The 23,339-nt window shown below is 56.5% G+C and carries 20 protein-coding genes; 14 read left to right on the top strand and 6 right to left on the bottom strand.

Going from position 1 to position 23,339, the window contains the following annotated elements:
- The first annotated feature begins 210 nt into the window (after positions 1–210).
- The gene (locus tag EXR70_00525; protein ID MSP36957.1) at positions 211–1,278 is read left to right on the top strand and encodes a D-2-hydroxyacid dehydrogenase; all 1,068 of its coding nucleotides are present in this window, start codon (positions 211–213) and stop codon (positions 1,276–1,278) included.
- A 201-nt stretch (positions 1,279–1,479) separates the two neighbouring features.
- On the opposite strand, the gene EXR70_00520 is transcribed toward EXR70_00525, so the two are convergent.
- Together EXR70_00520 and EXR70_00515 are read right to left on the bottom strand one after the other, a co-directional pair.
- The gene (locus tag EXR70_00520; protein MSP36956.1) at positions 1,480–2,226 is read right to left on the bottom strand and encodes a 3-oxoacyl-ACP reductase FabG; all 747 of its coding nucleotides are present in this window, start codon (positions 2,224–2,226) and stop codon (positions 1,480–1,482) included.
- Positions 2,227–2,326: 100 nt separating this feature from the next.
- Entirely contained in the window at positions 2,327–3,073 is a 747-nt protein-coding gene (locus EXR70_00515) for an SDR family oxidoreductase (protein MSP36955.1), read from the bottom strand.
- Between the two features lie 57 nt (positions 3,074–3,130).
- Here EXR70_00515 and EXR70_00510 point away from each other — a divergent pair, with 57 nt between their 5' ends.
- The 7 genes from EXR70_00510 to EXR70_00480 all read left to right on the top strand — a co-directional run bounded on the left by EXR70_00510 (position 3,131) and on the right by EXR70_00480 (position 11,140).
- Complete coding sequence (locus tag EXR70_00510; protein MSP36954.1) at positions 3,131–4,180, top strand: ABC transporter substrate-binding protein; 1,050 nt, start codon at positions 3,131–3,133, stop codon at positions 4,178–4,180.
- 14 nt (positions 4,181–4,194) lie between these two features.
- Positions 4,195–5,154 carry a hypothetical protein gene (locus EXR70_00505; protein ID MSP36953.1) on the top strand — a complete coding sequence of 320 codons (960 nt, stop codon included), beginning with the start codon at positions 4,195–4,197 and terminating at the stop codon, positions 5,152–5,154.
- 161 nt (positions 5,155–5,315) lie between these two features.
- Entirely contained in the window at positions 5,316–6,410 is a 1,095-nt protein-coding gene (locus EXR70_00500) for an amidohydrolase (protein MSP36952.1), read from the top strand.
- A 334-nt stretch (positions 6,411–6,744) separates the two neighbouring features.
- Positions 6,745–7,866, top strand: a complete 1,122-nt coding sequence (locus EXR70_00495; GenBank protein MSP36951.1) for a hypothetical protein — start codon at positions 6,745–6,747, stop codon at positions 7,864–7,866.
- A 223-nt stretch (positions 7,867–8,089) separates the two neighbouring features.
- A complete protein-coding gene (locus EXR70_00490; protein MSP36950.1) occupies positions 8,090–9,172 on the top strand; it encodes an HlyD family secretion protein in 1,083 nt (360 codons plus the stop codon).
- A gap of 8 nt (positions 9,173–9,180) precedes the next feature.
- The gene (locus EXR70_00485) at positions 9,181–10,764 is read left to right on the top strand and encodes a DHA2 family efflux MFS transporter permease subunit (protein ID MSP36949.1); all 1,584 of its coding nucleotides are present in this window, start codon (positions 9,181–9,183) and stop codon (positions 10,762–10,764) included.
- A gap of 82 nt (positions 10,765–10,846) precedes the next feature.
- Positions 10,847–11,140 (top strand): hypothetical protein, encoded by a 294-nt coding sequence (locus tag EXR70_00480; protein ID MSP36948.1) that lies wholly within the window; start codon positions 10,847–10,849, stop codon positions 11,138–11,140.
- Between the two features lie 550 nt (positions 11,141–11,690).
- Here the strand turns inward: EXR70_00480 and EXR70_00475 are convergent.
- From EXR70_00475 to EXR70_00460, 4 genes are all read right to left on the bottom strand, one after another.
- Positions 11,691–12,740: an ABC transporter substrate-binding protein gene (locus EXR70_00475; protein ID MSP36947.1), complete on the bottom strand. Its 1,050-nt coding sequence runs from the start codon at positions 12,738–12,740 to the stop codon at positions 11,691–11,693.
- Positions 12,676–13,707: an ABC transporter substrate-binding protein gene (locus EXR70_00470; protein ID MSP36946.1), complete on the bottom strand. Its 1,032-nt coding sequence runs from the start codon at positions 13,705–13,707 to the stop codon at positions 12,676–12,678. Before EXR70_00470 ends, EXR70_00475 begins: the two co-directional genes overlap by 65 nt.
- A gap of 124 nt (positions 13,708–13,831) precedes the next feature.
- On the bottom strand, positions 13,832–14,902 hold the full coding sequence (locus EXR70_00465) for a hypothetical protein (protein MSP36945.1): 1,071 nt from the start codon (positions 14,900–14,902) through the stop codon (positions 13,832–13,834).
- A 70-nt stretch (positions 14,903–14,972) separates the two neighbouring features.
- A complete protein-coding gene (locus tag EXR70_00460; GenBank protein MSP36944.1) occupies positions 14,973–17,195 on the bottom strand; it encodes a xanthine dehydrogenase family protein molybdopterin-binding subunit in 2,223 nt (740 codons plus the stop codon).
- 184 nt (positions 17,196–17,379) lie between these two features.
- Between EXR70_00460 and EXR70_00455 the strand changes: the two genes are divergently transcribed.
- The 6 genes from EXR70_00455 (at position 17,380) to EXR70_00430 (ending at position 23,333) form a co-directional block, all read left to right on the top strand.
- Positions 17,380–18,570, top strand: a complete 1,191-nt coding sequence (locus EXR70_00455) for an amidohydrolase (GenBank protein MSP36943.1) — start codon at positions 17,380–17,382, stop codon at positions 18,568–18,570.
- Positions 18,571–18,660: 90 nt separating this feature from the next.
- Positions 18,661–19,929 (top strand): DUF2130 domain-containing protein, encoded by a 1,269-nt coding sequence (locus EXR70_00450; protein MSP36942.1) that lies wholly within the window; start codon positions 18,661–18,663, stop codon positions 19,927–19,929.
- A 152-nt stretch (positions 19,930–20,081) separates the two neighbouring features.
- Positions 20,082–21,596: a hypothetical protein gene (locus tag EXR70_00445; GenBank protein ID MSP36941.1), complete on the top strand. Its 1,515-nt coding sequence runs from the start codon at positions 20,082–20,084 to the stop codon at positions 21,594–21,596.
- 27 nt (positions 21,597–21,623) lie between these two features.
- Entirely contained in the window at positions 21,624–22,115 is a 492-nt protein-coding gene (locus EXR70_00440) for a GNAT family N-acetyltransferase (GenBank protein ID MSP36940.1), read from the top strand.
- A gap of 130 nt (positions 22,116–22,245) precedes the next feature.
- Positions 22,246–22,734, top strand: a complete 489-nt coding sequence (locus EXR70_00435) for an XRE family transcriptional regulator (protein ID MSP36939.1) — start codon at positions 22,246–22,248, stop codon at positions 22,732–22,734.
- Positions 22,731–23,333, top strand: coding sequence for a hypothetical protein (locus EXR70_00430; GenBank protein ID MSP36938.1), 603 nt, complete (start codon positions 22,731–22,733; stop codon positions 23,331–23,333). Before EXR70_00435 ends, EXR70_00430 begins: the two co-directional genes overlap by 4 nt.
- The last annotated feature ends 6 nt before the right edge of the window (positions 23,334–23,339 follow it).

The following is a 23,339-nucleotide window of genomic DNA, read 5'->3' as shown; positions in this document are numbered from 1 at the left end:
CCGCTTGCTCTGCTTTTTCTTTCTCGCCCACGCCAAACTCGCAAACGTTGTCTGCTCCCCCACGCTCTTTCCTCCCGCCTCACCTTGTCGGTCTTTCTGCTCTTCGTTATTAGACGACTTGCTAGATGACTTGTTCAGAGATTCCTTAATAAACAATCCAAGATCCGCGGTTACGAACAAAGACTTGCCATACTTCTCATAACAAGTACCATGCCAGCTATGGAGAGCGTCGAAGTTTTGGTGATTCAGCAGGTGCCCGACCCGGTGCTCGACCGCATTGCCAAGATCAATCATCGCGTCAAAGTTGTCGATGCCAGAGGATGGTTTGATGTTGAGCTGCGCGCTACTTGGCCGCAGTGGACCGTCGATCGTTATCTTGGCTCTCGTAAATATCCTGCAACCACCATTGCCCAGCGAAACCAAGCACTGGCGTCGGCCGAGATCATGCTCGTGGGCTGGCCGCCGGTCAAAGACATCCGCGCTCGCGCACCTCGACTGAAATGGCTTCATGAGCTTCCAGCCGGAGCCAGTAATTTCCTCGATACTGATCTGTGGAGTTCAGACGTTGTTGTGACCACCTCGCGCGGCCTGACCAACCGTCGCCCGATGGCCGAGTATGTGTTGGCGAGCTTCCTCCACTTCTCTCGCGGGCTTCACTTGAGCTACCGCGACCAGCGGCGGCACCAACTCGATCATCACAGTTACGATCCGATAATTATTCGCGGCAAGACTGTTTGCGTCGTCGGTGCCGGCGGCATCGGCCAGGAAGTGGCGCAACTCTGTGCGGCGGCGGGAATGCGCGTGGTCGGCACGCGGCGGGAAGTTTCCTCACAAGCTGCGCTGCCGCCAGGTTTTACGCGATTGGAACCCGCCCGATCATTGCATGAGTTGCTGCGCGAGAGCGAGTTTGTCGCCGTTTGTTGTCCGTGGACGAAAGAGACGACACATCTGATCGGTCGCGAAGCGTTTGCCGCGATGAAACCGGGAACGGTCTTGGTCAACATCGCACGCGGTGAGATCGTCGACGAAGAAGCTGTGATCGTTGCTCTGGCCGAGGGCAAATTGCGCGGCTTCGCCACTGATGTCTACGACGGTGAATTCGAACGTCCGCCTGACATCCGCCTGTGGGACGATGAACGAGTCGTCATCACACCGCATGTCTCCGCGGTGACAGACGTCTCCGAGCACCAGGGCGTGAAGTTATTCTGCGAAAACTTGGCGCATTATCTCGAAGGCCAGCCGCTGGAAAACGTCATCGACTGGCAGCGCGGCTATTAAATCAGACAGCCAAGGCAGGCCTTGCCACTTCAGATCACTGGGTTTGATTTTTGCGCCCTTTGCGCTTTTTGTGGTTAATCATCCGAATCCAAAAACGCAGGGCGGGTTTAAAACCCGCCCCTACGAATCCGATTCCATTTTTCGCCCGTTGCGTTCCCGATCGCCCTGAGCTTTGTCGAAGGGTGCGGCCAAACCCTTCTCTCATCCGACGAAATGAAACCCGCCGTCGACGTTCAACAACTGGCCGGTCATAAAATCGCTTTCGCTTGAAGACAGGAACAACACTGTTCCCACGAGATCGCTTTCCACCTGGGTCTTTTTCAAGCTGCGCTGTTGGGCGCGGATTTTTTCGTACTCCGGATCGACCTGGCGGCCTTCGGTGACAACGAAGCCGGGGCTAACGGTGTTGACGCAGATATTCCAGTCGCCCACTTCCCGCGCCATCGCGCGGGTCATGGCGATCAGCGCGCCCTTGGAAGTCACATAATGGATGTAGTTGGGATTGCCGGTGAGCGCGACGTTGGAAGAGATGTTGATAATCTTTCCGCTTTTTTGTTTCTGCATGTGCGGCACCGCGGCTTTGGCGCACAGCCACGAGCCGCGCACGTTGACCGCCATCGCCTTGTCGAACTCTTCCACTTTCATTTCCCAGAACGGTCCTTTCCAAACGCTCATGAAATAGGCCGCATTGTTGATGAGAATATCGACGGTGCCGAACTGCTTCACCGTCTCGCTAACCATCGCTTGCACGCTCTGCTCGTTGGCTACGTCGCAAGCCATGCTGATCGCCGTGCCGCCCATGTCGCGGATGGTTTTGACGATCTGATCCGCGCTGGCGATGTCGGGCAAAGATAACTTCGCCCCTTCTTCGGCAAACGCCATGGCGTAAGCTTTGGCGATCTTGCCGCCTCCGCCGGTGATGATCACGGACTTGTCTTTGAAACGCATGGAAACTCCAGTGAAAGAAGTAAGGCGTGAAGGGTAAGGGGTAAAGCGTTTCCGATTCGGATCGCCTAACCCCTAACCGTTTACCCTTTACGGCATTTGATTATCCGACAAAATGTGCGCCGCCGTCGACGTTGAGCAGCTGGCCGGTCATGAAGTCGCTCTCGGAGGATGACAAGAATAACACGGTGCCGACCAGATCGTTCTCGACCTGGACGCGTTTGATAGCGCGGCCGGCGACACGGCTGGCATTGAAAGCGGGGTCCACCGCGCGCCCTTCGGTGACCACGAAACCGGGACTGACGGTGTTGACGCAGATGTTGTAATCGCCGACTTCTTTGGCCATCGCGCGAGTCATGGCGATCAGCGCGCCCTTCGACGTCACGTAGTGAATGTAATTCGGGCTTCCGTTGAGCGCGGTGCCCGACGAGATATTGATGATCTTCCCCTTGCCCTGCTGCTTCATGTACGGAAACGCCGCCTTGGCGCACAGCCACGAGCCGCGCACGTTGACCGCCATCGCCTTGTCGAACTCGTCGACCTCCATTTCCCAGAACATGCTTTTCTTTACGGTCATGAAGTAGGCGGCATTGTTGACCAGAACATCGACGCTGCCGAATTGTTTGGCCACCTCATCGACCATCGCCTTGACGCTTTTTTCGTCGGACACATCGCAGGCCATGCTGATCGCCGTCCCGCCCATGTCGCGAATCGCTTTGACCACATGATCGGCGCTGGCGATATCCGGCAGCGCAACCTTGGCGCCTTCTTTGGCGAATCCCAACGCATAAGCCTTACCGATCTTGCCGCCGCCGCCGGTGATAATCACCGATTTACCATCGAAGCGCATAATATTCTCCTTTAGTTAAACTTGACTGTGACTTAACACCCGCTCCCATGTGTGTCAATGAAATCACCAGATAGATTGACAGCGACGCAACTGACTTTTATGATCGCCGAGATGATTAGAACTCGCTTGCTCATTTGCCTAGCACTCGCGGCAAGCTTACTGAGTCAACCGGCGCCGGCGTGGAGCAAAGACATCAACCTCGCCTACTCGACCATTGGCGCCAACAACACCGTCGTGTGGGTGGCGCGCGATATCGGCTTTTTCAAGAAGCATGGCCTCGACGCCCAGGTGCTTTACGTCCAAGGCGGCGGCATTTTGATTCAGGGCATGCTCAACGGCAACATTCCGATCTCGATCACCAGCGGGTCGCAAGCGATCGTCAGCAATCTCGCCGGCACCGACTTGGTGTTGTTCTCGACGTTTCACTCCGCCGCCGGGCCGCGCTATTTTGGCGTGGCCAAAGACATTCAAACCGGCGCCCAGCTCAAGGGGAAACGGGTGGCGGTGTCGCGCTTCGGCAGCTCGTCGGATTTCATCCTGCGCTTCGCCCTCCGCAAAGCCGGCCTCGATCCGGAGAAAGACGTCGCCATTCTGCAGATCGGCAACTCACCCGACCGGCTGGCAGCGATGAAGAACGGCCAAATCTCCGGCACCATGCTCACCGTCGAGGATCGTTGGGCGGCGGAGAAGTTCGGCTTTCGCACTTTGCTAGACGTTTTCGACTACGGCTTCGAATCGTTGACGGTCTCGGCTGTCGCCAGCAAAAAATATCTGACCGAACAGCGCGACACCGCGCGCGGCTTCATGCGCGGCCTGGTGGAAGCGATCCATTTCACCAAGACCCACCCGGAAGAAACCAAAAAGATCATGGCGAAGAACACGCGCATCTCCGATCCCGACATTCTCAATCAAGCTTATAAATTCATCGCCGCCGACTATCTGCCCAAACCCTACCCGTCGATCAAAGGCATTCAGTTCACGCTCCAAGATCTCGACCGCACCAAGCCGGGCACGGCGGAATTGAATCCGCTGCGATTTGCCGATATGGATTTGGTCAAGGAGTTGGAAAGCAACGGCTTCATCGATCGGCTCTACGGCAAGAAATAATTGGAGACAATTTTATGGCCAAACTCAAACTCACCATCGCCTTCGATAAATATGACTACCTGCAACCACTGCGCGACGGCCTGATCGAAGCCCAGGGCCTCGACTTGAACGTCATCACGGTGGAAAGCGGCATCCGCCACGAACGGATGTTTCACTACGGCGAGTACGACGCCTGCGAGTTTTCCATGTCGTCCTATCTGGTCGCGCGCGGCCAGGACATCGACCGGCTACAAGCCATCCCATTTTTTCCCCGCAGAATGTGGGGTCATAAATTTTGCTTCATCAAAGCCGGCTCCGGCATCAAGAAGCCTTCTGACCTTAAAGGCGGCCGTATCGGCCTGCGCAGTTATGAAAACACCCTCGCGCTAGTCAGTAAAGGCATGCTGATGAACAGCTACGATCTCGGCGTCGGCGATGTCACCTGGGTGATTGTGAATAAGGAACACGTCGGCTTCAAACTACCGCCGCACATCAAAGTCGAATTCGTCGAAGACAACCGCAAGCTCGAAGACCTGCTGGTCGAAGGCAAAGTCGACGCCGAAGTCGAACCTGATCTACCGCAACGTTGGATTCGCGGCGACGGCACGGTCGAGCGCTTGTTTCCCGAATTCGAAAAAGAAGAGCGCGAGTATTATAAACGCACCAAAGTTTTCCCGATCATGCACCCGGTGGTGATCAAAAAAGAAATCCTCGACCGCGATCCCTGGGTGGCGACCAGTCTTTACGAAGCGCTCTTAGCATCGCGCAAAGCGTATAACGAATTCATGGAACAACCGCACCGGCTGAGCTTCGCTTGGGGCCGCTCCTATTTGGAAGAGGAAAGAAAATTTTTCGGCAAGGACCCGTTTTACCAAGGGCTAAAAGAGAACCACAACGACGTGGAGAACCTGATTAAGTTCGCGAGCCAGCAAGGCATGCTCGGGCGAAATTTGAGCGTGGAAGAATTGTTTACGGAGAATACTAGAAACACTTAGCTTATTGATCCCCCCTTTAAAAAAGGGGGGAAGGGGGATTTTTTTTTGCGTCGAGTTTTAAATCCCCCTCAGTCCCCCTTTTTCAAAGGGGGAAGTTCGGAACATCTTGATAGTCGCTTTGCTCGACCAAACACGAAACCCGAAACTCATAGGAGACGAACATGTCCGACTACAGAATCATCGATGCCGACGGCCACGTGATGGAACTCGACTCGGAGCTGCGCGAGTTCATCGGCCCGCCGTACAACGATCTCGAATGGCATCACAGCTACTCGTTCTGGCCCGGTCTCACCATGGACGGCTTTCTGCGCTCGCTGCGCAAGAAAGGTGGCTGGGCCGGTGGCGGCACGGGACCGAACGCGCAAGATTGGCTGCGCTTCCTCGACATCAACAAAATCGAACTGACGGTACTTTATCCGACCCAGGGCCTCACCCACGGCGCGATTCAAGATCACGACTGGGCGATCTGCATGGCCAAGGCGTACAACGATTGGCTCTACAACAAGTTCATGGCGGTGAGCCCGCGTTTGGTCGGCGTCGCGTTGTTGCCGATTCAAGACATCGGCGAAGCTGTCAAAGAACTGCGCCGCACGGTGACCGAATTAGGAATGGTCGGCGCGGTCTTGCCTGCGGTGGCGCCAGGCGGAAGACTTTACAGCGGTCCGGAATTTTATCCGCTTTGGGAAGAAGCGCAGAGACTCGACGTGCCGGTGTCGACGCACGGCGGTCTCAGCATGCCGTCCCTCGGCTTGGATGCGGTCAACAATTTCACCATCGGCCACACCTTAGAACATCCCTTCGCGCAGATTCGCCAGTTCACCGCGTTGATGTTCGAAGGCATTTTCGAATTGTTCCCCAATTTCAAATTCGGCTGCATCGAGTGCGGCGTCGGCTGGGTGCCCTACATGATGGACCGCATGGACGAAGAACAAGAACGCAAAGGCCATTACTCGCCGCGCTGCAAGTTGAAACCGAGCGAGTACGTCAAGAAGGGCAACATCTATTTCGCCGTCGAAGTCGAAGAGTCGGCCCTGCCGCTGGCCGCGCAAGTGGCGAATGACAACGCGCTCATCTGGGCGTCGGACTACCCGCACGAACGCGACCAACGCGACTTCAGCCACGACATTCCCAATCTGATCAATCGCAAAGATGTCAGCGATGAACTGAAGCGCAAAATCTTCTGGGACAACCCGCTGCGTTTCTATCCGCGGCTTCGTGAGCGCGTCGAGAAGGGCCAATCCAAAGCCGTGGCGTAGTTCAGTCGATGCAACTCCCTGCGCGCGCGCCGATTAGTACGCTAACAGGGTGCTGAAAAAATCGGAACATGCTTCGACAAGCCTGTCCTGAGCCGTGACGAAGGGCTCAGCATGAACGGATTTTCCTCAATGATTTTTACCTCTGTTCCGTTCGTCATGAGCCCGGCGAAGGACTCCGAAAGTTTTTTCAGGATCCTGCTAAGGCGATCGCAGACAAGAAAATATTTCAGCGCCAGCGCTCTGGCGAGATCAAGCTCTTCTCCGCTCAAATTGACAGCCGCGTGATCCTTTGTTATTCGATGGTCTAGCGCGAATTTTTCTCTGGGAGTACTTCATGAAAAACGGTTTCAAAGCGATGGACTCGGATATGCACGTCATGGAGCCTTGCGATCTGTGGCAAAAATATATCGACAAGAAATTTCTCGATCGCGCGCCCATCGGACTCAACCGCCACAAGCGCGATCTCGGCGTGCAAGTCGACGGCAAGATCATGCCGCGGCCAACGCCGAAACCGATCCCAGCGCTGCGGCCAATTCGTGAGAAGATCCTCAACGAACGTTATCCCGAAGAGGAAGCGCGCGACTTCGACAACATTGCCCAGGTTGGCGCCATGGACAAGGAAGGTCTGGACGTGGCGATTCTCTATCCGAGCCGCGGCCTGTTCGTCCTCGCCGTCGACGGCCTCGATCCCGAACTCGCCGCCGCCATCGCCAAAGCCTACAACGACTGGATGCATGATTTTTGCAAAGTCGCTCCGGAAAGAATGTTCGGCGCTGCCATCGTCGCGCCGCACGATGTCTCATCCGCGGTCGAGGAAACTCGCCGCATCGTCAAAGAGCTCGGCTTCAAAAGCATCCTCATGCGTCCCAACCACGTCAACGGCAAAATGTGGAGCGATCCCTACTACGATCCGCTCTGGGAAGAATGCCAAAAACTAAACGTGCCCGTCGGCTTCCACGAAGCCGGCCGCGTGTTCCTGCCGCAACCGGCGATCTCGGATTTGATCCCAAGCTTCGCCATGTTCAACACCCTGTCGTTTCCGATGGCCAACATGCACGCCTGCGCCGACATGATCTACGGCGGCGTCATGGAGCGTTTCCCGAAACTGAAAGTGGCGTTCTTAGAAGGCAACTGCGCGTGGCTGCCGTGGCTGCTTTGGAGAATGGGCGAATACGCCGAACTCACCGGCGCCGCTGAACATCCGGAAATGAAACTCGAACCGCTGGAATATTTTCAACGCCAGTGCTGGGGCGCCGTGGAGTGCGACGAACATGTCGCGAAGTTCATCCCTGAGTTCGGCCTCGAAGATAACATCGTCTTCTCTACCGACTATCCGCACTTGGACGTGAAGTATCCGCACGCCGTGGAAAGCTTTTTGAAAATGCCCTTTACCGATCAAAGCAAGCGGAAATATCTCTGGGACAATTGCGCCCGGCTGTATGGGTTTGGATATTAAGACCGAGTAGGGCGCGCTTGCGCACCATTCCGAGGTCACCACCGCACAACTGACGGTGCGCAAGCGCACCCTACGCAACTACGGGCGACTTTATGGTTTTGGGTACTAAGACAGTTTCGGGTTTCGGGTTACAAGTTTCGGGTTTCCCCTCCCCGAACTCGAAACCCCAAACTCGAAACTTGAAACGTATTCGATATTTCCCCTTCGCCACGCGGTTTTTGATATGACCTTTCAATCCTGGAAGACGTTCGTTGCTCTGGCAGCCTTTATCGCCGCCGTTGGCGGGTTTGGCGTGTGGTGGTGGCGAACCTCGGGGTACGTCTCCACGGACGACGCCCGCATCAAAGCCGAGATCGTGGCGGTTAGCGCGGAACTGACCGCCAAGCTCAGTTCACTCACCAAAGAGGAAGGCGACCTGGTAGCCCGCCAGGAAGTGCTCGCAACGCTGGATCGCCGCGAGCTGGAGATCTTGCTCCAACAAGCCGAAGCGGAGGCGGACCGCTTGCGTAACAAGGCGCAGCAAGGGGCAAAGGAGATCGAATTACACGTCGTCAGACAAAAAGAAGAAGTGGTGAAAGCGGAGGCCGCGGTCAGAGCTTCGCGCCACCAATTCGATGACGCGCGTGCCCATGCCGATCAGGTGAAAGAGGACTGGTCGAGGAATCATAAGCTCTTCGATCGAGCGCTGGTGGCCGAGCAGGAATTGGAGCGGGCAAAAACCAGCCTGCGCCAGGCCGAGGCGCAGACATCGACCATGCAGGAGAAAATCAAAGAGGGCGAGTCCACGTTGGATTTGGCGCGGATCAAGGCAAAAGAAACAGCGGTCATGGAAGCTGATCTTCAGGCCCGCGGCGCCGACGTGCGGCGCGCCGAAGCCGTGCTGGCCGACTTGAACCGCAAGCTGCAACTGACGACGATTCACAGTCCCGTCGCTGGGATTGTGGTGAAAAAGAACGCTCACACAGGAGAAGTGATTCAAAGCGGTCATCCGATCTATATGGTCGTCGACGCCAGCCGCTACTGGATCGAGGCCAACGTCGAAGAAACCGAGATTCGCTTTATTCGGCCCGGCAGCCCGGTGATCATCAAGGTGGATTCCTACCCGGATGAGCAATTTGGCGGCAAGGTGATCGAAGTTGGCGGCGCCACGGTTTCGGAGTTTTCCCTGTTTACACCGCAGAAGCTCACCGGGCAGTTCATCAAGTCGACCCAGCGGCTGCCGGTCAAGATCTCCGTGACAAATACTAACGGCGCGCTAAGAGTAGGCATGCTCGTCGTGGTGCGGATCAAAAAACATTCTCACTGAACGGTCCAATGAATCCCGCGTTGAGCCATCTTCAAAGTTTCGACGGTTTTCGCAAGTGGTCGATTGCGATCACGCTATTTCTCGGAACATTATCCGTGGGCTTGAGCGTGACGGCGGTGAATATCGCGATCCCTACCATGATGTCGTCCTTCGGCACTTCTTTGAATCGCATTCAGTGGGTGCTGACCGGCTTTATGATCACCCGCACGGTGCTTATTCCCTGCGTCGGCTGGTTGGGGGATCGCCTCGGCGATCGCAATGTCTTCATCGTTAGTACGGCCATTTTCACCGCGGGATCGTTGCTCTGTTCGCTCTCTTGGAATACCGAATCGTTGATTTTTTTTCGCATCATTCAAGGGATCGGCGCGGGGCCGCTTCTGGGTGTGGCGATGGCGATCATGTTCGAGGCCTTTCCACGCAACGAGCGCGGCTTGGCGATGGGGCTGTTCATGACCGGTTGGTCCTTGGGCCCCTTCCTCGGCCCAATTCTAGGCGGTTATCTGGTGGAACATGTGCATTGGCGCGCGATCTTTTACATCAATCTCCCGACCGGCTTGCTGAGCATTGTCGCCGGCTACTACATTCTCCCGCGCACGCAGTCTCACGCCGCGGCGGCGGCGCCACTAGACGCTTTCGGTCTGGTGACGATGATCGGCGCGACAATCGCGCTGCTGCTCGCTCTCAGCCTGGGCCAGGAAGAAGGCTGGGGCAGCCGATTCATCGTCGGCCTGTTCATCGCGGCCGCGATCCTGACCGTGCTCTTTCTGCTGGCTGAAACTAGAGCGAAGCAGCCGTTCTTGGAGCTGGGTTATTTTCGCAATACCAATTTCAGCATAGCGAATATTTTGATTTTTCTGCGCGTCTTCGCGTTCCGCGGCGCCAGTTTTTTAGTTTCGCTATTTCTTCAGAAGGCGCTCAACTATAGCCCCACCCAAGCCGGGATCTTTCTTCTGCCCGGCGCGGTGATCACCGGCCTGTGGTCGCCCCTAGCGGGGAGCTTGAGCGACCGGCTGGGTCCGCGCGTACCGATCGTATCCGGTTTCGTCATTCTCTTCATCGCGGTCTACGGCCTGTCGACGATGACGTTATGGACCACGGTGACGATGATCTTCGTTTTCCTGTGCTTGAAGAGCTTCGGCGAGTCGAGCTTGAACGCGCCGCTCAACACGCTAGCCCTGGGCGCGTTGCCGGAGGGCCGAGCGCGCATGGGCAGCGGCATCATCGGCATGAGCCGAGGACTGGGAGAAGCGTTCGGCGTCGGAGTTTTCAGTTTTCTCCTCGAGCGCTACGCTTATATGAATCTTTACTCCATCCCGCCTCTGCAAGGCGCGGCGTTTGTCACTAGCGAGCGCTTCGAGGCGCTCGCGCACATCCGCGGGCTTTTGGTTCAGGCCGGACAATTCGGTCTCGCCGTGGAAGAGCGCGCCGAGTCCCTGCTCGCCCACACGCTCATCACCCAAGCGCTCGCGCGCGCGTATCAGGACTTATTCTTTCTCATCGCGCTTATCTATGTGGGACTGATCGCGATTGCATTTTTTTTCAGGACCAATAAGCGGGAGACTCAATCCGAAATCCGGCAGTTGGGAGATTAGATTTGACTGTCGATTGCGCGACCAGAGCAAGCGGAAATTCACGTGGGACAACTGCGCCTGGCTGCCGTGGCTGCTTTGGAGAATGGGCGAATACGCCGAACTCACCGGCGCCGCCGAACATCCGGAAATGAAACTCGAACCGCTGGAATATTTTCAACGCCAGTGCTGGGGCGCGGTGGAATGCGACGAGCACATCGCCAAATTCATCCCCGAGTTCGGCCTCGAAGACAACATCGTTTTCTCCACCGACTACCCGCATTTGGACGTAAAATTCCCCCACGCGGTGGATAGTTTTTTAAAAATGCCGTTCAGCGATCAGAGCAAACGCAAATATTTGTGGGACAACTGTGCGCGGCTATACGGATTCGGTTATTAGTAGGGTGCGCTTGCGCACCAATCCGAGACCATTGGTGAGTGGACAAGGGGACTTCAAGTTACTACCTATTAGGTGACACAGAGTACCGCCAGAGTCGCTCCGCAATCACCATCACAGCACCAGCGTAACAAATTAGTAAGCGCCAACCCCACCAAACTGTGTCCGCGCCTTTAAGGAACCACACGATAAATATGATTGCCTCGGCTGCAATGACGCTAGCGAGCAAACATATTTGAAGCTGCCGAGAGATACTCGAATATTTGAAAGCGATCCGATCGGCAAAATGAACACTTACAAGTATCGTTGGATAGACAAGGACTAAGCTCATGAATCCGGCAACGCCATCGATGACGACAAGTGTAACTGCGCCAGCCAACATGGCGGTGATGCAAAAGTTTCGTTGCCAATTCATCGAATAATCACGATTTCGCAACCTACAGGTGCCACCGCGCCTAGGACGGTGCGCAAGCGCACCCTACGCCTGATCAGTTGCCAGTGCTCAGTTCCCAGATTGTCAATCCGATCAGTCTGACAACTAACAACTAATCACCTACTTCCCCTTCGCCCCATCGATAAACGCTGCGTCGAAATACACCGGCAGCTTGTCGCCTTTGGGCAGTTTGAAGCCGAATTGATTGCGCAGATCGAGAACGATTTGCAGGCCCGGCAGATTTAGATTGCCGGTCGTCGATAGCTCGTCGACGCTCGCTTCGGCTTGCTTGGGATTGAGTTTCAACTCGGCGCCGACCATTTTGACTGCCGCTTCACGATTGGCCGGGTCCTTCGCCCACGCTCCCGCTTTTAGCCATGCACGAAGAAAACTGAGAACGGTGTCGCGATTCTTTTGGCTCCATTCGCGGCTCACGGCGAAGATCGTGTTGGGATAATCGGGCAGCACTTCTTTGGAGTCGCCGATCTTGCGCATGCCGGCATCGAGCGCTTTGATATCGAAAGGCGGATTCAAAACACCGGCGAAGGTCTCGCCTTTGATCATCGAATCCAACCGCGCGCCGGTGGCGCCGAGTGCGACGAGTTCGTAATCGCCCTTGGTCATATCCAAACCATTCGCCAGCAACACGCGCCGCAAAACTAATGCGAACGCCGTATCGACGGCATCCGCGGCTAGCTTCTTGCCTTTGAGATCGCTCCAACTTTTGATTTCCGGCCGAACGAAAATCGGCAGCACGGTCTTATCGGAAATCTGCGCGACAGCGACCATCTCCGTCCCTTCACGCCCCGACCACGCCAGCACGTTATCGAACGCCGTCGAGACCAAGTCGTATTTGCCTTGGCTCAGGCCGCGCATTTGATCCGTGGAGTTCGGCGTCTCGGTGGTCTCGACTTCCAAGCCTTCGGCGGCAAAAAATCCCCGCACCTTGGCCGCCACGGTGGCCGCGTCGACACGAAAAACATTGACGCGAATTTTTTTTAACTCTTTCATCTGCGCTCCTAAATCATCCAACCGACTCAGCGACAAAATCGCGACGGCCAAAAATACTAGTTTGAGTTTCATTACCGACCTCCAACGTCGATTGTTATTTGAGCTTCTTAAAGAAGCCCTCTTTTTCCACTTCCGTGACAAAGCGCATGTCCGCCACATCTTCGAACTTGAGCTGGCGAATCTTGGTGTCTTTCTCGCCCAAGCCCGCGATCAACGAAGCGATCCCGCTTCGGCTCACGTACGGCAAAGAATCGAAAGCATCGCGAAATTGATTGTACGTGTCCTCGACGATGTCCGCCTCTTTCAAGCGCGCATATTTTTGGATCGATTTCATGCCAATCTGCCGGTTGGTCTTGAAGATGTGCAAGCCTTCCCCCAACGCGCGCACCATGCGCCGGGTATTATCCGGATTCGCTTTGACGTATGCGCGCGTGCTGGCGATCACCGTCGAAGGATACTCCGGCCCATCGACACCGAGGTTGACCAGTTCATGCAGCCCAGATTTTTTCGCCCGGCTGTTGGTCGGCGGCGACAGCGCGCCGGCGTCGATCTGGCCGGCAAGCAGCGTCGTCAAGATGTTCGGCACCTCGCCAAGTTGGAGCAAAGTATAATCGTTGGGCCCCAGACCCGCTTTGTTGACGACATGAAGCACCGCCGTGTGGGTCGACGAGCCGATGCGCGTGATGCCAATCTTCTTGCCTCGCAAATCCACTGCGCGCTTGATCTCCGGCCGCGCCATGATCGAGAAGACGAAGCGATTGACGCCCTCGCAAACCATCACGACATCGGCGCCCGCGGCGACGGCTTGAATCGAATTCAACGCATCCGCGGTGGTGAATTGAATTTCGCCCGCAAGCATCGACTGAATGGCTTTGGAAGTGGAAGCGATGTGAATCAGTTCGAGATCGAGGCCATGTTTCTTGAACAGCCCTTCTTCCCGCGCCACCCAGATCGGGCTCATGACGCCGCTGATCGCGCCCCAGTTGAGCCGAACTTTTTGCTGGGCTCCGGCGGAAGTCAGCGTCGCGAAGAAAAATAGCACGAGCGTGCGGATTAGAATTTTCATTGCGATGAATAAGAGGGCGACCGGCCGGTCGCCCCTACACCAGACGAACGCGGAATTCATCCCGCCAAGGCGCAAAGGCGCCAAGTTCAGAAATGACTTTTCCCCTTTGCGTACTTTGCGTTCTTTGCGGTTAAATATCCGAAACCAAATTCTCCCCTCTGTGCCCTCCGTGGTGAAGATTTCTTCAATTCGCCGCCACCCACGCGGTCAGCACCGACGGCGTGTCCTTCAACACCGGCTCCCACGAGTCGCCACGGTCGCGGCTCGTGTAAAAACCGCCCTTGCCCGTGATGCGCGCGTCGAAGCCGTAGCCGCGCGAGCCGTCGCCCATGCCGCAGAACAGCGCGTTCTTGTCGGTGGGATGTTGCAGCAATACCCAGGGCATCCATTCATTCTCTTTTTCCAAACCCTTGGTCGAGTTGCGCCAGCGCTCGCCGTAGTCATCGCTCAAGAGAATATGGCCGAGCGGCGAGTGGCGGTCGCGACGCCATACGCCTGGCGAACCTTTGCCGCCGCACAGCACCATGCGCCCGCCGGGCATGAAGTGCCACTCATGGGAGTAGCTTTGCATCTCGGTGTACGCCCAGGGCATGCCGGTCTCGGCGCGCCGCCAGTGTTCGCCGCTATTATCGGTGCGGAAAAAGCCGCGCGCTGACGAGACGAAGTAACGCTCTTTGCTGCCGGGAAAATTTTCGATGTAATGCATGTCGACGTAGTCGATGCCGACGCTGCGGTCATACCAGGTCTTGCCACGGTCGCGGCTGAGCAGGACGCCGCCGTGTTCGAGCAGAACCCAGAGCAAATTCCGATCGTCGGGATGAACAAAGATATGGCGCACATGGGGAAACTCGACGCCCTTTAGCTGCGCCGGCACGCCCCACTTCTGAGTAACTTCATTGCCAAAGTCGAGCATGCCGTCGAGCGGCTCAAATTTCTTGCCGCCGTCTTCGCTGCGGAACAAGCGGATCGGTCCGATCCCCATGTAAACGACGTGCTCGTCGTGCGGGTCCACGGTAAACGTGCGTACGTCGCCGTCCATGATCTTCGTCCAACTCTTGCCGGCATCTTCGGATCGGTAGCCACCGTCGAACGCGACCGCAGCAAAAACAATTTCCGGTTTCTCAATGCAGCCGATCAAATGCTCCAGCGTCACGCCAGGAAAGTGCTCGGCGACGGTTTGCATCGCGCCGGAACGGTTCTCCATGACCTTCAAGCCGCCATTGTGGGCTATGTAGTAACGCAATGACTCAGCCATAAAAAATCCCTCGTCTATCGCAGTTTCGAGTTCCGGGTTTTGAGTTTCGAGTTAACGCGAAACCCGAAACTTAGTGTTTAGCTCTCAGCGCCCGATAAACCTTTTCCGATGTCACCGGCAGATCGGTGATGCGCACGCCGCAGGCGTCGGCGACGGCGTTGGCAACCGCCGCGGCGGTCGGCGTGTTGGCGACTTCGCCGATGGCGAGAGAATTATACGGCCCCGGTCCGGCCGGCACGCTTTCGGCGACGTGAGTTTTTAACGGCGGGATGTCGGTGATGTTGGGGATTTTGAATTCGCCGAAGTTGCTCGTCGTGATCCGGCCGCCGTCATCGAACAACACTTCTTCGGTCAACGCGTAGCCGAGACCGAAGACGATACCGCCTTCGACCTGGCCTTGATGCATCAAGGGATTGATAATTTTTCCGGTGCTGTGCGCCGAAACCATGTTGCGCAACGTCACCTGGCCGGTCTCCGGATCGACATGCACTTCGGCGATCTGCGCCGACACCGAGGCGTCGTGCGACTTCTCCGAGCTTTTGTAATAACCGCGCACGTAGATCGGCGCGCCTTTGAACTTCACCACTTCAGCGAAGCTCATCTTGCGTTTCGATTGTTTGTGAAAAATTTCGCCCTTGTCGGTGGTCAATTCCTTGGGATCGACCTCCAGCGCTTGGGCCGCGAACAGGAACAACTCTTCGCGCGCCTTGGTGCCCGCTTCGAAGGACGCGTTGCCGTAAACCCGCGTGGCGCGGCTGCCGCCGACGCCGCCGTCGCTCGGCACGATCGTGCTGTCGGCTTGTTTCAACTGAATGTCCGCCGCCGGCACTTGCAGCTCTTGGCCGACCACGGCGACGATCACCGTCAACACGCCGGCGCCCTGATCGACGACGGGTGAAATGATTTTCACCTTGCCATCTTCTTCGATAGTGACGAACACGCTGCCCTCGCCGCCGCTCGGGCTCCATTCGGAAAACGCCAAACCGCGGCCGATGTTTTTCGCTTTAGGTTTGTTATAGCCGGCGAGCTGGATCGCCTTGTCCAACGCTTCGTCGCCGCGAATATGCGAGATATGGCCGCCGATCGGCGTCTCGTCGCCGTCGTGCAACATATTTTTGCGTTTGAACTCCGCCGGGTCCATGCCGAGCTTGCGCGCCACCATGTCGAGCTGGCTCTCGTTGGCGAAAAAACCTTGAGGATCGCCCGGCGCGCGCATGTGGCCGCAAGGAATTTTGTTGGTGTAGACCATCCGCTCTTCGATCAAGCAATTGGCGATCTTGTACGGCCCGGCGCAGGTCGACGCGCCGATCAGATAACCGGCCGGCTTCATCGACGCATAGGCGCCGCTATCGAAAAGAAATTCCATGTGGTGCGCGACGATCTTGCCGCTCTTCTTGACGCCGGTTTTGATCTTGATGATCGACGCATGTCGCGGATTGCCGGCAGTCAATTCCTCGGTGTAGTCCATGACCATTTTTACCGGCTGGCCGGCCTTCTTCGAGAGAAAGTAACCCACCGCCACGTCCATGAAGCCGCCCTTGCCGCCAAAGTCGCCGCCAATGTGCATGGGATGGAAAACAAATTTTTCTTTGGCGATGCCGATGCAGTTCGACAGCTGGCCGCGCACCGCGTAGGGCGTCTTGCTGCATGACCAGATATCCGCGCTGCCATCCGCTTTGGCGTCGACCACGCAGGCGTGCGGTTCGAGATAAGACTGATGCGTCACTTGCGTGGTGAAATTATTTTCGACGACGATGTCGGCCTGCTTGAAGCCTTCGTCAATATCGCCCTTGCCCCATTTCAAATAGGCGAAGACATTGCCGGCTTTTTCCACCGGCACGGGCAAGCCTTTGTAAGAAAGCAAATCGGGATGCAGCACCGTCGAGCCGTCTTTGGTCGCCACCACTGGATCGAGCAGCGGTTCCAATTCTTCGTAGTCCACCTCGATCAGTTCCAGCGCCGCTTCCGCTGCCGCTTTACTTTCCGCCGCCACGGCCGCAACTTTCTCGCCGATGAAGCGAACCACGCCGTCCGCCATCACGGGCGTGTCGTAGATGCACCGGCCGATTCTCAATCCCGGCACGTCGAGGCCGGTGATCACCGCCTTGACGCCCGAAATCTGCCAAGCTTTGCTGGTATCGATACGCTTGATCCGGCCGTAGGCGATCGGACTACGCAGACAGCGGCCCCATAGTGTATCTGGTAAATTGAGATCGGCGCTGTACTGCGCCGTGCCTGTAACTTTCGCTACCGCTTCAACTCGCGGCGTCGCCACACCTACAACCAGCGTCATTTAGATTCCTCCCAATGAAAAACTGAGACCGTGACAACCATTTCTAAACCGGAACATGGCGCATTGTCCAGCGATTTTGGCAACACTTCCGATTCGCTTGGAAGAGCGGCGGGTTTTCGCTAGTATCAGCCTGCGAAAACAATTTCACCGGCAGCGCGGCGGCAAAGTTTAAAGGAGCACTAATGTGGCTAGAAATTATCGTTACATCTCCGGCGACTCGCATCTAGAAATCGACTCGAAACATTGGCTCGGTCGCGTGCCGGAAAAATATCGCGAACAGGCGCCGCGCTTGGTGCGTCAAGACAACGGCAGCGACGCTTGGATGATCGGGGCAAATATTAAACGCGCCGCCGCGGCCGCCGACCTTTACGGCGGCAAAGGGCGCGACGCCTACGTGCCCTTCGATGGCTGCTACGAAGGCACCCCCGGCACCGGCAGCGCGGCGCAGCGCGTCAGCGAACAAGATCGCGATGGCATCGACGCCGAAGTGTTATTTCCCTCCCAGCAAGGCGGGCCGAAGTTTTGGCGCCGGGTTGAAGACAACGACGCTTATAAAGCGATCCTACGCGCGTACAACACTTGGCTAGTCGAAGAATACTGCGCCACGGCTCCCGACCGTCTGCTCAGCGTCGGCATCTTGCCCTTGGGTTGCGAGTTGGCCGACGTGATCGTTGAACTGGAATTCTGCGCCAAGGCGGGTTTTACAACCGTCCTGCTGCAAGGTTTTCCCAGTGGCAAAGCTTATCCATCAGAAGCCGACGACCGCTTCTGGGCGCGCGCGTTGGAATTGAACATGCCGATCAGCGTCCATGTCGATCTCGACCGCAGCGGCGAACGCAAAGGGCCGCTGTTCAAATATCCCAACGAGTCCGAAGAGATTTTAAAAAAACTGACCCATGACCTGGTCGATCAAGTGGGCCGCTTCGGCCCGGTGCGCGGCAACGGCTCGATCCCAGCCGTGCAATGGGTTTTGTCCGGGCTGTTCGACCGCTTTCCGACCCTGCGCGTATTCTTCGCCGAGAATCAGATTGGCTGGATTCCATTTTTTCTCCAAGCTGCGGATGTACGCTACGACCGCCATTATCGCTGGGCCGAGCGTTTGTTGGGATTCAAACCGCTTAAGCGGCCGCCGAGCGAATATATTCGCGAGTTCTGCTACTGGGGTTTTCAATTCGACCGCGTCGGCGTCGAACTGCGCGACAAAATCAACATTGACCGCTTGATGTGGGGTTCGGACTTTCCCCATCAAGAAACCGACTGGCCCGAGTCGCTCAAGATCATCGAAAAAAACTTCGCCGGTATACCGGCAGGCGAAAAACACAAAATGGTCTGCGGCAACGCCGTGGAGTTTTTCCGGCTGAGCTCAAACTCATAAGTCTATGATGAGTCGCTTGCGATTCGTCCGATCGGTCCTATCGCTCGGATCCGTCCTATCTCAGAACCACGAACACGAACGGGAGATCCCATGGCCGAACCCACAGTTGTATGTCCGCAGTGCAAAACCGAAATCAAACTGACGGAATCCCTCGCCGCGCCACTGCTCGCCGACGTGAAGCGGCAGTTCGAACAACGCTTGGCGCAAAAAGATGCCGACATGGCCAAGCGCGAGCAAACGTTGAACGAGCGAGCCGAATCAATTGCCAAAGACAAAGCCACCCTCGACCAGCAAATCGCCGCGAAACTGCAACAAGAACGCGTCCGCATCGCCGCCGAAGAACAGCAAAAAGCGAAAATGGTTCTCGGCAACGATCTCAATCAGAAAGCCAAAGAGATCAGCACGCTGCAGGAAGTTTTGAAACAACGCGATGTGAAACTCGCCGAGGCGCAGCAGGCTCAAGCTGCGCTGATCGGCAAGCAGCGCGAACTGGACGACGCCATGCGCGAGTTGGAATTGACGGTTGCCAAGCGAGTTCAAGCCGATCTCGGTAGCGAGCGCGAAAAGGCCAAGAAAGAAGCCGAAGAAGAGTTGAAGTTCAAAGTGATGGAGAAGGATCAGACCATCACGGCGATGCAGAAACAAATCGAAGACTTAAAACGGCGCGCCGAACAAGGCTCGCAACAACTTCAAGGAGAAGTCCAGGAGCTAGAACTCGAAGCCTTGCTCACGGCAAAATTCCCCCGCGACACGATCCTACCGGTGCCCAAGGGCGAATTCGGCGGCGACGTCTTACAGCGAGTCATGGGGCCATTGAATCAAATCTGCGGCACGATCCTCTGGGAATCGAAGCGGACAAAAAATTGGAGCGACGGCTGGCTCCCCAAACTGCGCGAAGACCAGCGCGCGGCCAAGGCCGAGATCGCCGTTATCATCAGTCAGGCGCTGCCGAAGGAAATCGACACGTTTGGCTTCGTCGACGGCGTCTGGGTTGCCGATCCCAAAGTCGCACTGCCGGTTGCCCTATCGCTGCGCCAAAGCCTGATCGAAGTCGCCGCCGCTCGCCAAGCGAGCGAAGGCCAACAAACAAAAATGGAAATGGTCTACGGCTATTTGACCGGTCCGCGCTTCCGCCAAAGAGTTCAGGCGATTGTCGAAGCATTCACGTCGATGCAAAAAGATTTGGACGTGGAGAAAAAAGCCATCACCCGTCAATGGGCCAAGCGCGAGGAACAAATCGACCGCGTCATGCAAGCCACCGTCGGCATGTACGGCGACCTCCAAGGCATCGCGGGAAGAACGCTGCAAGAGATCGAAGGGTTGGAGTTTCAGGGAATGTTGGATTTCAAAGGGGAGTGAGATATAAATTTTGATATTAGTTGAATGAAGAACCCCTCGCTACGGCCTCACGGCCTACTCGGGGCAACGGAGTCATGCTAGGAATCAATCACATACATCCGATTTACCCAGTAGCGCTCTGCGCGTAGCGAGGGATTCTGTGGGAGTTTTACATGTCCGATCATTACGACGTAATTGTTGTCGGCGGCGGCTCGGCGGGCTGCGTGTTGGCGTCTCGTCTTTCGGAAGAACCGCAGCGTAGAGTTTTACTGCTCGAAGCCGGGCCGGACCCGCAGCCGATTCCCGACGTAGTCGCCGATGCCGAGAAGACCAGTCACGTCTTACTCGAAAGTCCGTACATCCAGATGTACCCGACCAAGCGCAATTACGACGGCAGTGAGTTCTATTCGCTGGCGGGACGGATCACCGGCGGCGGGTCGTCGGTGAACATGATGGCGATTCCGCGGCCGATCAAAGCCGACCTCGATACTTGGGCGAGTCAGGGCAATCCCGATTGGGCGTGGGACAAAGTCTTGCCGGTACTGAAACGGATGGAGGCCGATCAAGATTTTCCTAGCGATCCGATCCATGGCAACTCGGGGCCGATCTACGTCAAGCGCAAGCATCTGTTCGACATCGAGCTCGGCGCGCAAGAAAAAGCCTTGCTCGAAACATTGGCCAAACTCGGCGTGCCCCGTTTCGTCGATCAAAATATTCCCAACCCCCACGGCGTCGCGCCGGTGGCGCGGAACACTAAAGATGGCAAGCGCCAGTCGGCGACGGTGATGTATCTCGATCCGGCGCGCCCGCGAACAAATTTAACAATCATCGATGAAGCTCCCGTCAGCTCGCTGATCTTGAACGGCAAGCGCGTCACTGGCGTGCGCTATCGCAAAGATGGGCAGGAACAAACCGCCATCGCTGACAAAGTCGTGCTCAGCGCCGGCGTTTATCACTCGCCGCAAATTTTAATGCTGTCCGGCATCGGCCCGAGCGTGCAGCTCAAGCGCCATGGAATTGCCGTGGTATACGACATGCCCGGTATCGGCGAGAACTATCAAGATCACCCGATGCTGACGATGTCCTTCAAAGCCAATCTGGCGAATCAGAAACCGCTAATGCGCGGCCGCCCGACTTTGAAGCTTTATTTCAAAACCGACCCGGCGCGCGACTATCTCAACTTTCATATTATCCCGCGTGAAGCGATCAGCGTGTCAGGCATCGGCGACATGCTCGGTTTCTCGTGCAATCTCCTGGAGCAAACCAACCGCGGCAAACTAACTTTGCAAAGTGCCGATCCGAACGATTTACCGAACATCGATCCGCAGATCTTGGAACATCCAAAAGATATCGCGGCAATGTTGGCGGCGATGAAATTCGTCCAACGTTTGACCAGCACCGAACCCCTGAGCGAATTTTTCGGCGAGTTATTTTCTCCCGGCGTCAACGAAGACTGGGAAAAATTCGCGCGTTCGTCGTACACCAGCTACTATCACGGCGTCGGCACCTGCAAGATGGGCTCCGCCTCTGACCCAATGGCCGTAGTCGATCAACAGCTGCGTGTGCACGGCTTCGACAACCTGTGGGTCGGCGACGCGTCGATCATGCCCACCGTCGTCCATGCCAACACCAATTACACCGTCATGATGATCGCCGAACGCGCCGCGGATTTTATCAAACAGCACTGAACTAACGCTTGGTGAACCGCACACGCCATGATCCGTTCTGAACTGTCGTTGAAACTAGCGCGATTGGCGGACGCCCGCGCCATCGCCGTTATGTCGCGCGAGTTGATCGAATACGGGCTGCAATGGCGTTGGACGGTGAAGCGGGTGGAAGCGAGCATTCGCGCCGTTAACGTCAACGTGCTGGTAGCGCGCCTCGACGATCGCATCGTCGGCTTTGGCATCATGCGCTACGGCGACGACGACGCGCATTTAGATCTCTTCGCGGTCGCCGCCGAACATCGTCGCTCAGGCATCGGCCGCCAGTTGCTTGAGTGGCTGGAAAAATGCGCCACGATAGGTGGAATCTTCCACATCGCTCTTGAAGTGCGCGACAGTAACCAAGGCGCTCAACAATTCTACGAACGCATGAGTTACCGCGCGCAGAAACAACTCCCCGGCTACTACCAAGGCATGGAAGCCGCCGTTCACATGAGCCGCGACTTAGCAGCCAAACCCGACTCTTCACCGCCAAAGTTATAGATCCGGACCGACAGACTAAACCTCCGTCAACGTTGGACAACTTCTACTGCTCGGCCAAGCCTGCCGCGCCGCCGCCGGCTTAGCGCGTGACAGTATTACAAATCGTGATAATAGTATCGCTAATTGCAATATGAACCTCAGTGACAAACTAAAATATCTGCGCGAAGTCGAAGGGACGCTGCGCGGCCTTGGACGGGCGATGACCCAGCAGGATGTCGCTCGCTCGATTAAGAACGAATCGGGTAAAGCGATCAGCCAATCCTATCTCTCGCAGATCGAGAGCGGCGCGCGGCCGCACCTGACCAATCCGACGCGCATGTTGCTGGCGCGATTTTTCAAAGTGCATCCCGGCTATCTGGTCGACGATCCCGAAGGCTATTCGACCGAGTTGGTCTCCGATCTCGGCGTGCTGGAAGACAAATTGGATTTATGGTTGATCAACGGCGCTGAACGTTTTCAACGCGATCTCGACCTGCACGAGGCGCTGGTTACCATCGCGAAGCATGACGACACGCGCATGTGCTTGGTACTGTTGGGCGCCATCATTGAGAATACCGGTTTAGCCGAACGCTTACTTCAGGTACTCAAACCGGCAAGCGAAAGGAGCCGCAATTCATGAGCTGGAGTGATTTTTACCTCATCTGTTTTGCCTTTGGATTTGTGCTGAGCTTACTCTCGCTGTTGGGCGGCATGGATTTGCATCTACCGCATTTCCACCTCCATATCGGCGGCGGCCACGGTCATGCCGCGCACTCCGGTGGCGGCGGCCACGGCGGCGAGATTTCACCGATCAATTTCGGCACCGTCGCGGCTTTCTTCAGCTGGTTTGGCGGCACCGGTTATTTGATCACGCGATACTCGAGCTTCTGGTTCCTCATCGGCCTCGGCCTCGCCGGCGCTAGCGGACTGATCGGCGCCGCGATCATGTTTTACTTCGTCGCCAAAGTTTTGATTCAAAAAGACGAGAACTTGAATCCCGCGGACTACGACATGATCGGCGTGCTCGGCAAAGTCAGCGGCGAGATCCGCGCCACCGGCACCGGCGAAATCATATTTTCCCAAGTCGGCTCGCGGCGCGCCACCCCGGCCCGCAGCGACAATGAAGCGCCCATCGCCAAAGGCACCGAAGTAGTCGTCACCCGCTACGAGCGCGGCATCGCCTACGTGCGGGCTTGGGATGAGCTGACAAATTCTACCGTCGCATCGAAACCAGACTAAGGAGGA

It is taken from the genome of Deltaproteobacteria bacterium, assembly GCA_009692615.1.
In the GTDB taxonomy this organism is placed as follows: domain Bacteria; phylum Desulfobacterota; class Binatia; order UBA9968; family UBA9968; genus DP-20.
This window is presented reverse-complemented; position numbering and strand designations above follow the sequence as displayed.

Coding starts and splice junctions, on each gene's coding strand:
- EXR70_00525 (MSP36957.1), top strand. CDS start 211: ATGCCAGCTATGGAGAGCGTCGAAGTTTTGGTGATTCAGCAGGTGCCC.
- EXR70_00520 (MSP36956.1), bottom strand. CDS start 2,226: ATGCGTTTCAAAGACAAGTCCGTGATCATCACCGGCGGAGGCGGCAAG.
- EXR70_00515 (MSP36955.1), bottom strand. CDS start 3,073: ATGCGCTTCGATGGTAAATCGGTGATTATCACCGGCGGCGGCGGCAAG.
- EXR70_00510 (MSP36954.1), top strand. CDS start 3,131: ATGAAATCACCAGATAGATTGACAGCGACGCAACTGACTTTTATGATC.
- EXR70_00505 (MSP36953.1), top strand. CDS start 4,195: ATGGCCAAACTCAAACTCACCATCGCCTTCGATAAATATGACTACCTG.
- EXR70_00500 (MSP36952.1), top strand. CDS start 5,316: ATGTCCGACTACAGAATCATCGATGCCGACGGCCACGTGATGGAACTC.
- EXR70_00495 (MSP36951.1), top strand. CDS start 6,745: ATGAAAAACGGTTTCAAAGCGATGGACTCGGATATGCACGTCATGGAG.
- EXR70_00490 (MSP36950.1), top strand. CDS start 8,090: ATGACCTTTCAATCCTGGAAGACGTTCGTTGCTCTGGCAGCCTTTATC.
- EXR70_00485 (MSP36949.1), top strand. CDS start 9,181: ATGAATCCCGCGTTGAGCCATCTTCAAAGTTTCGACGGTTTTCGCAAG.
- EXR70_00480 (MSP36948.1), top strand. CDS start 10,847: ATGGGCGAATACGCCGAACTCACCGGCGCCGCCGAACATCCGGAAATG.
- EXR70_00475 (MSP36947.1), bottom strand. CDS start 12,740: ATGTGGCGGACATGCGCTTTGTCACGGAAGTGGAAAAAGAGGGCTTCT.
- EXR70_00470 (MSP36946.1), bottom strand. CDS start 13,707: ATGAATTCCGCGTTCGTCTGGTGTAGGGGCGACCGGCCGGTCGCCCTC.
- EXR70_00465 (MSP36945.1), bottom strand. CDS start 14,902: ATGGCTGAGTCATTGCGTTACTACATAGCCCACAATGGCGGCTTGAAG.
- EXR70_00460 (MSP36944.1), bottom strand. CDS start 17,195: ATGACGCTGGTTGTAGGTGTGGCGACGCCGCGAGTTGAAGCGGTAGCG.
- EXR70_00450 (MSP36942.1), top strand. CDS start 18,661: ATGGCCGAACCCACAGTTGTATGTCCGCAGTGCAAAACCGAAATCAAA.
- EXR70_00445 (MSP36941.1), top strand. CDS start 20,082: ATGTCCGATCATTACGACGTAATTGTTGTCGGCGGCGGCTCGGCGGGC.
- EXR70_00440 (MSP36940.1), top strand. CDS start 21,624: ATGATCCGTTCTGAACTGTCGTTGAAACTAGCGCGATTGGCGGACGCC.
- EXR70_00435 (MSP36939.1), top strand. CDS start 22,246: ATGAACCTCAGTGACAAACTAAAATATCTGCGCGAAGTCGAAGGGACG.
- EXR70_00430 (MSP36938.1), top strand. CDS start 22,731: ATGAGCTGGAGTGATTTTTACCTCATCTGTTTTGCCTTTGGATTTGTG.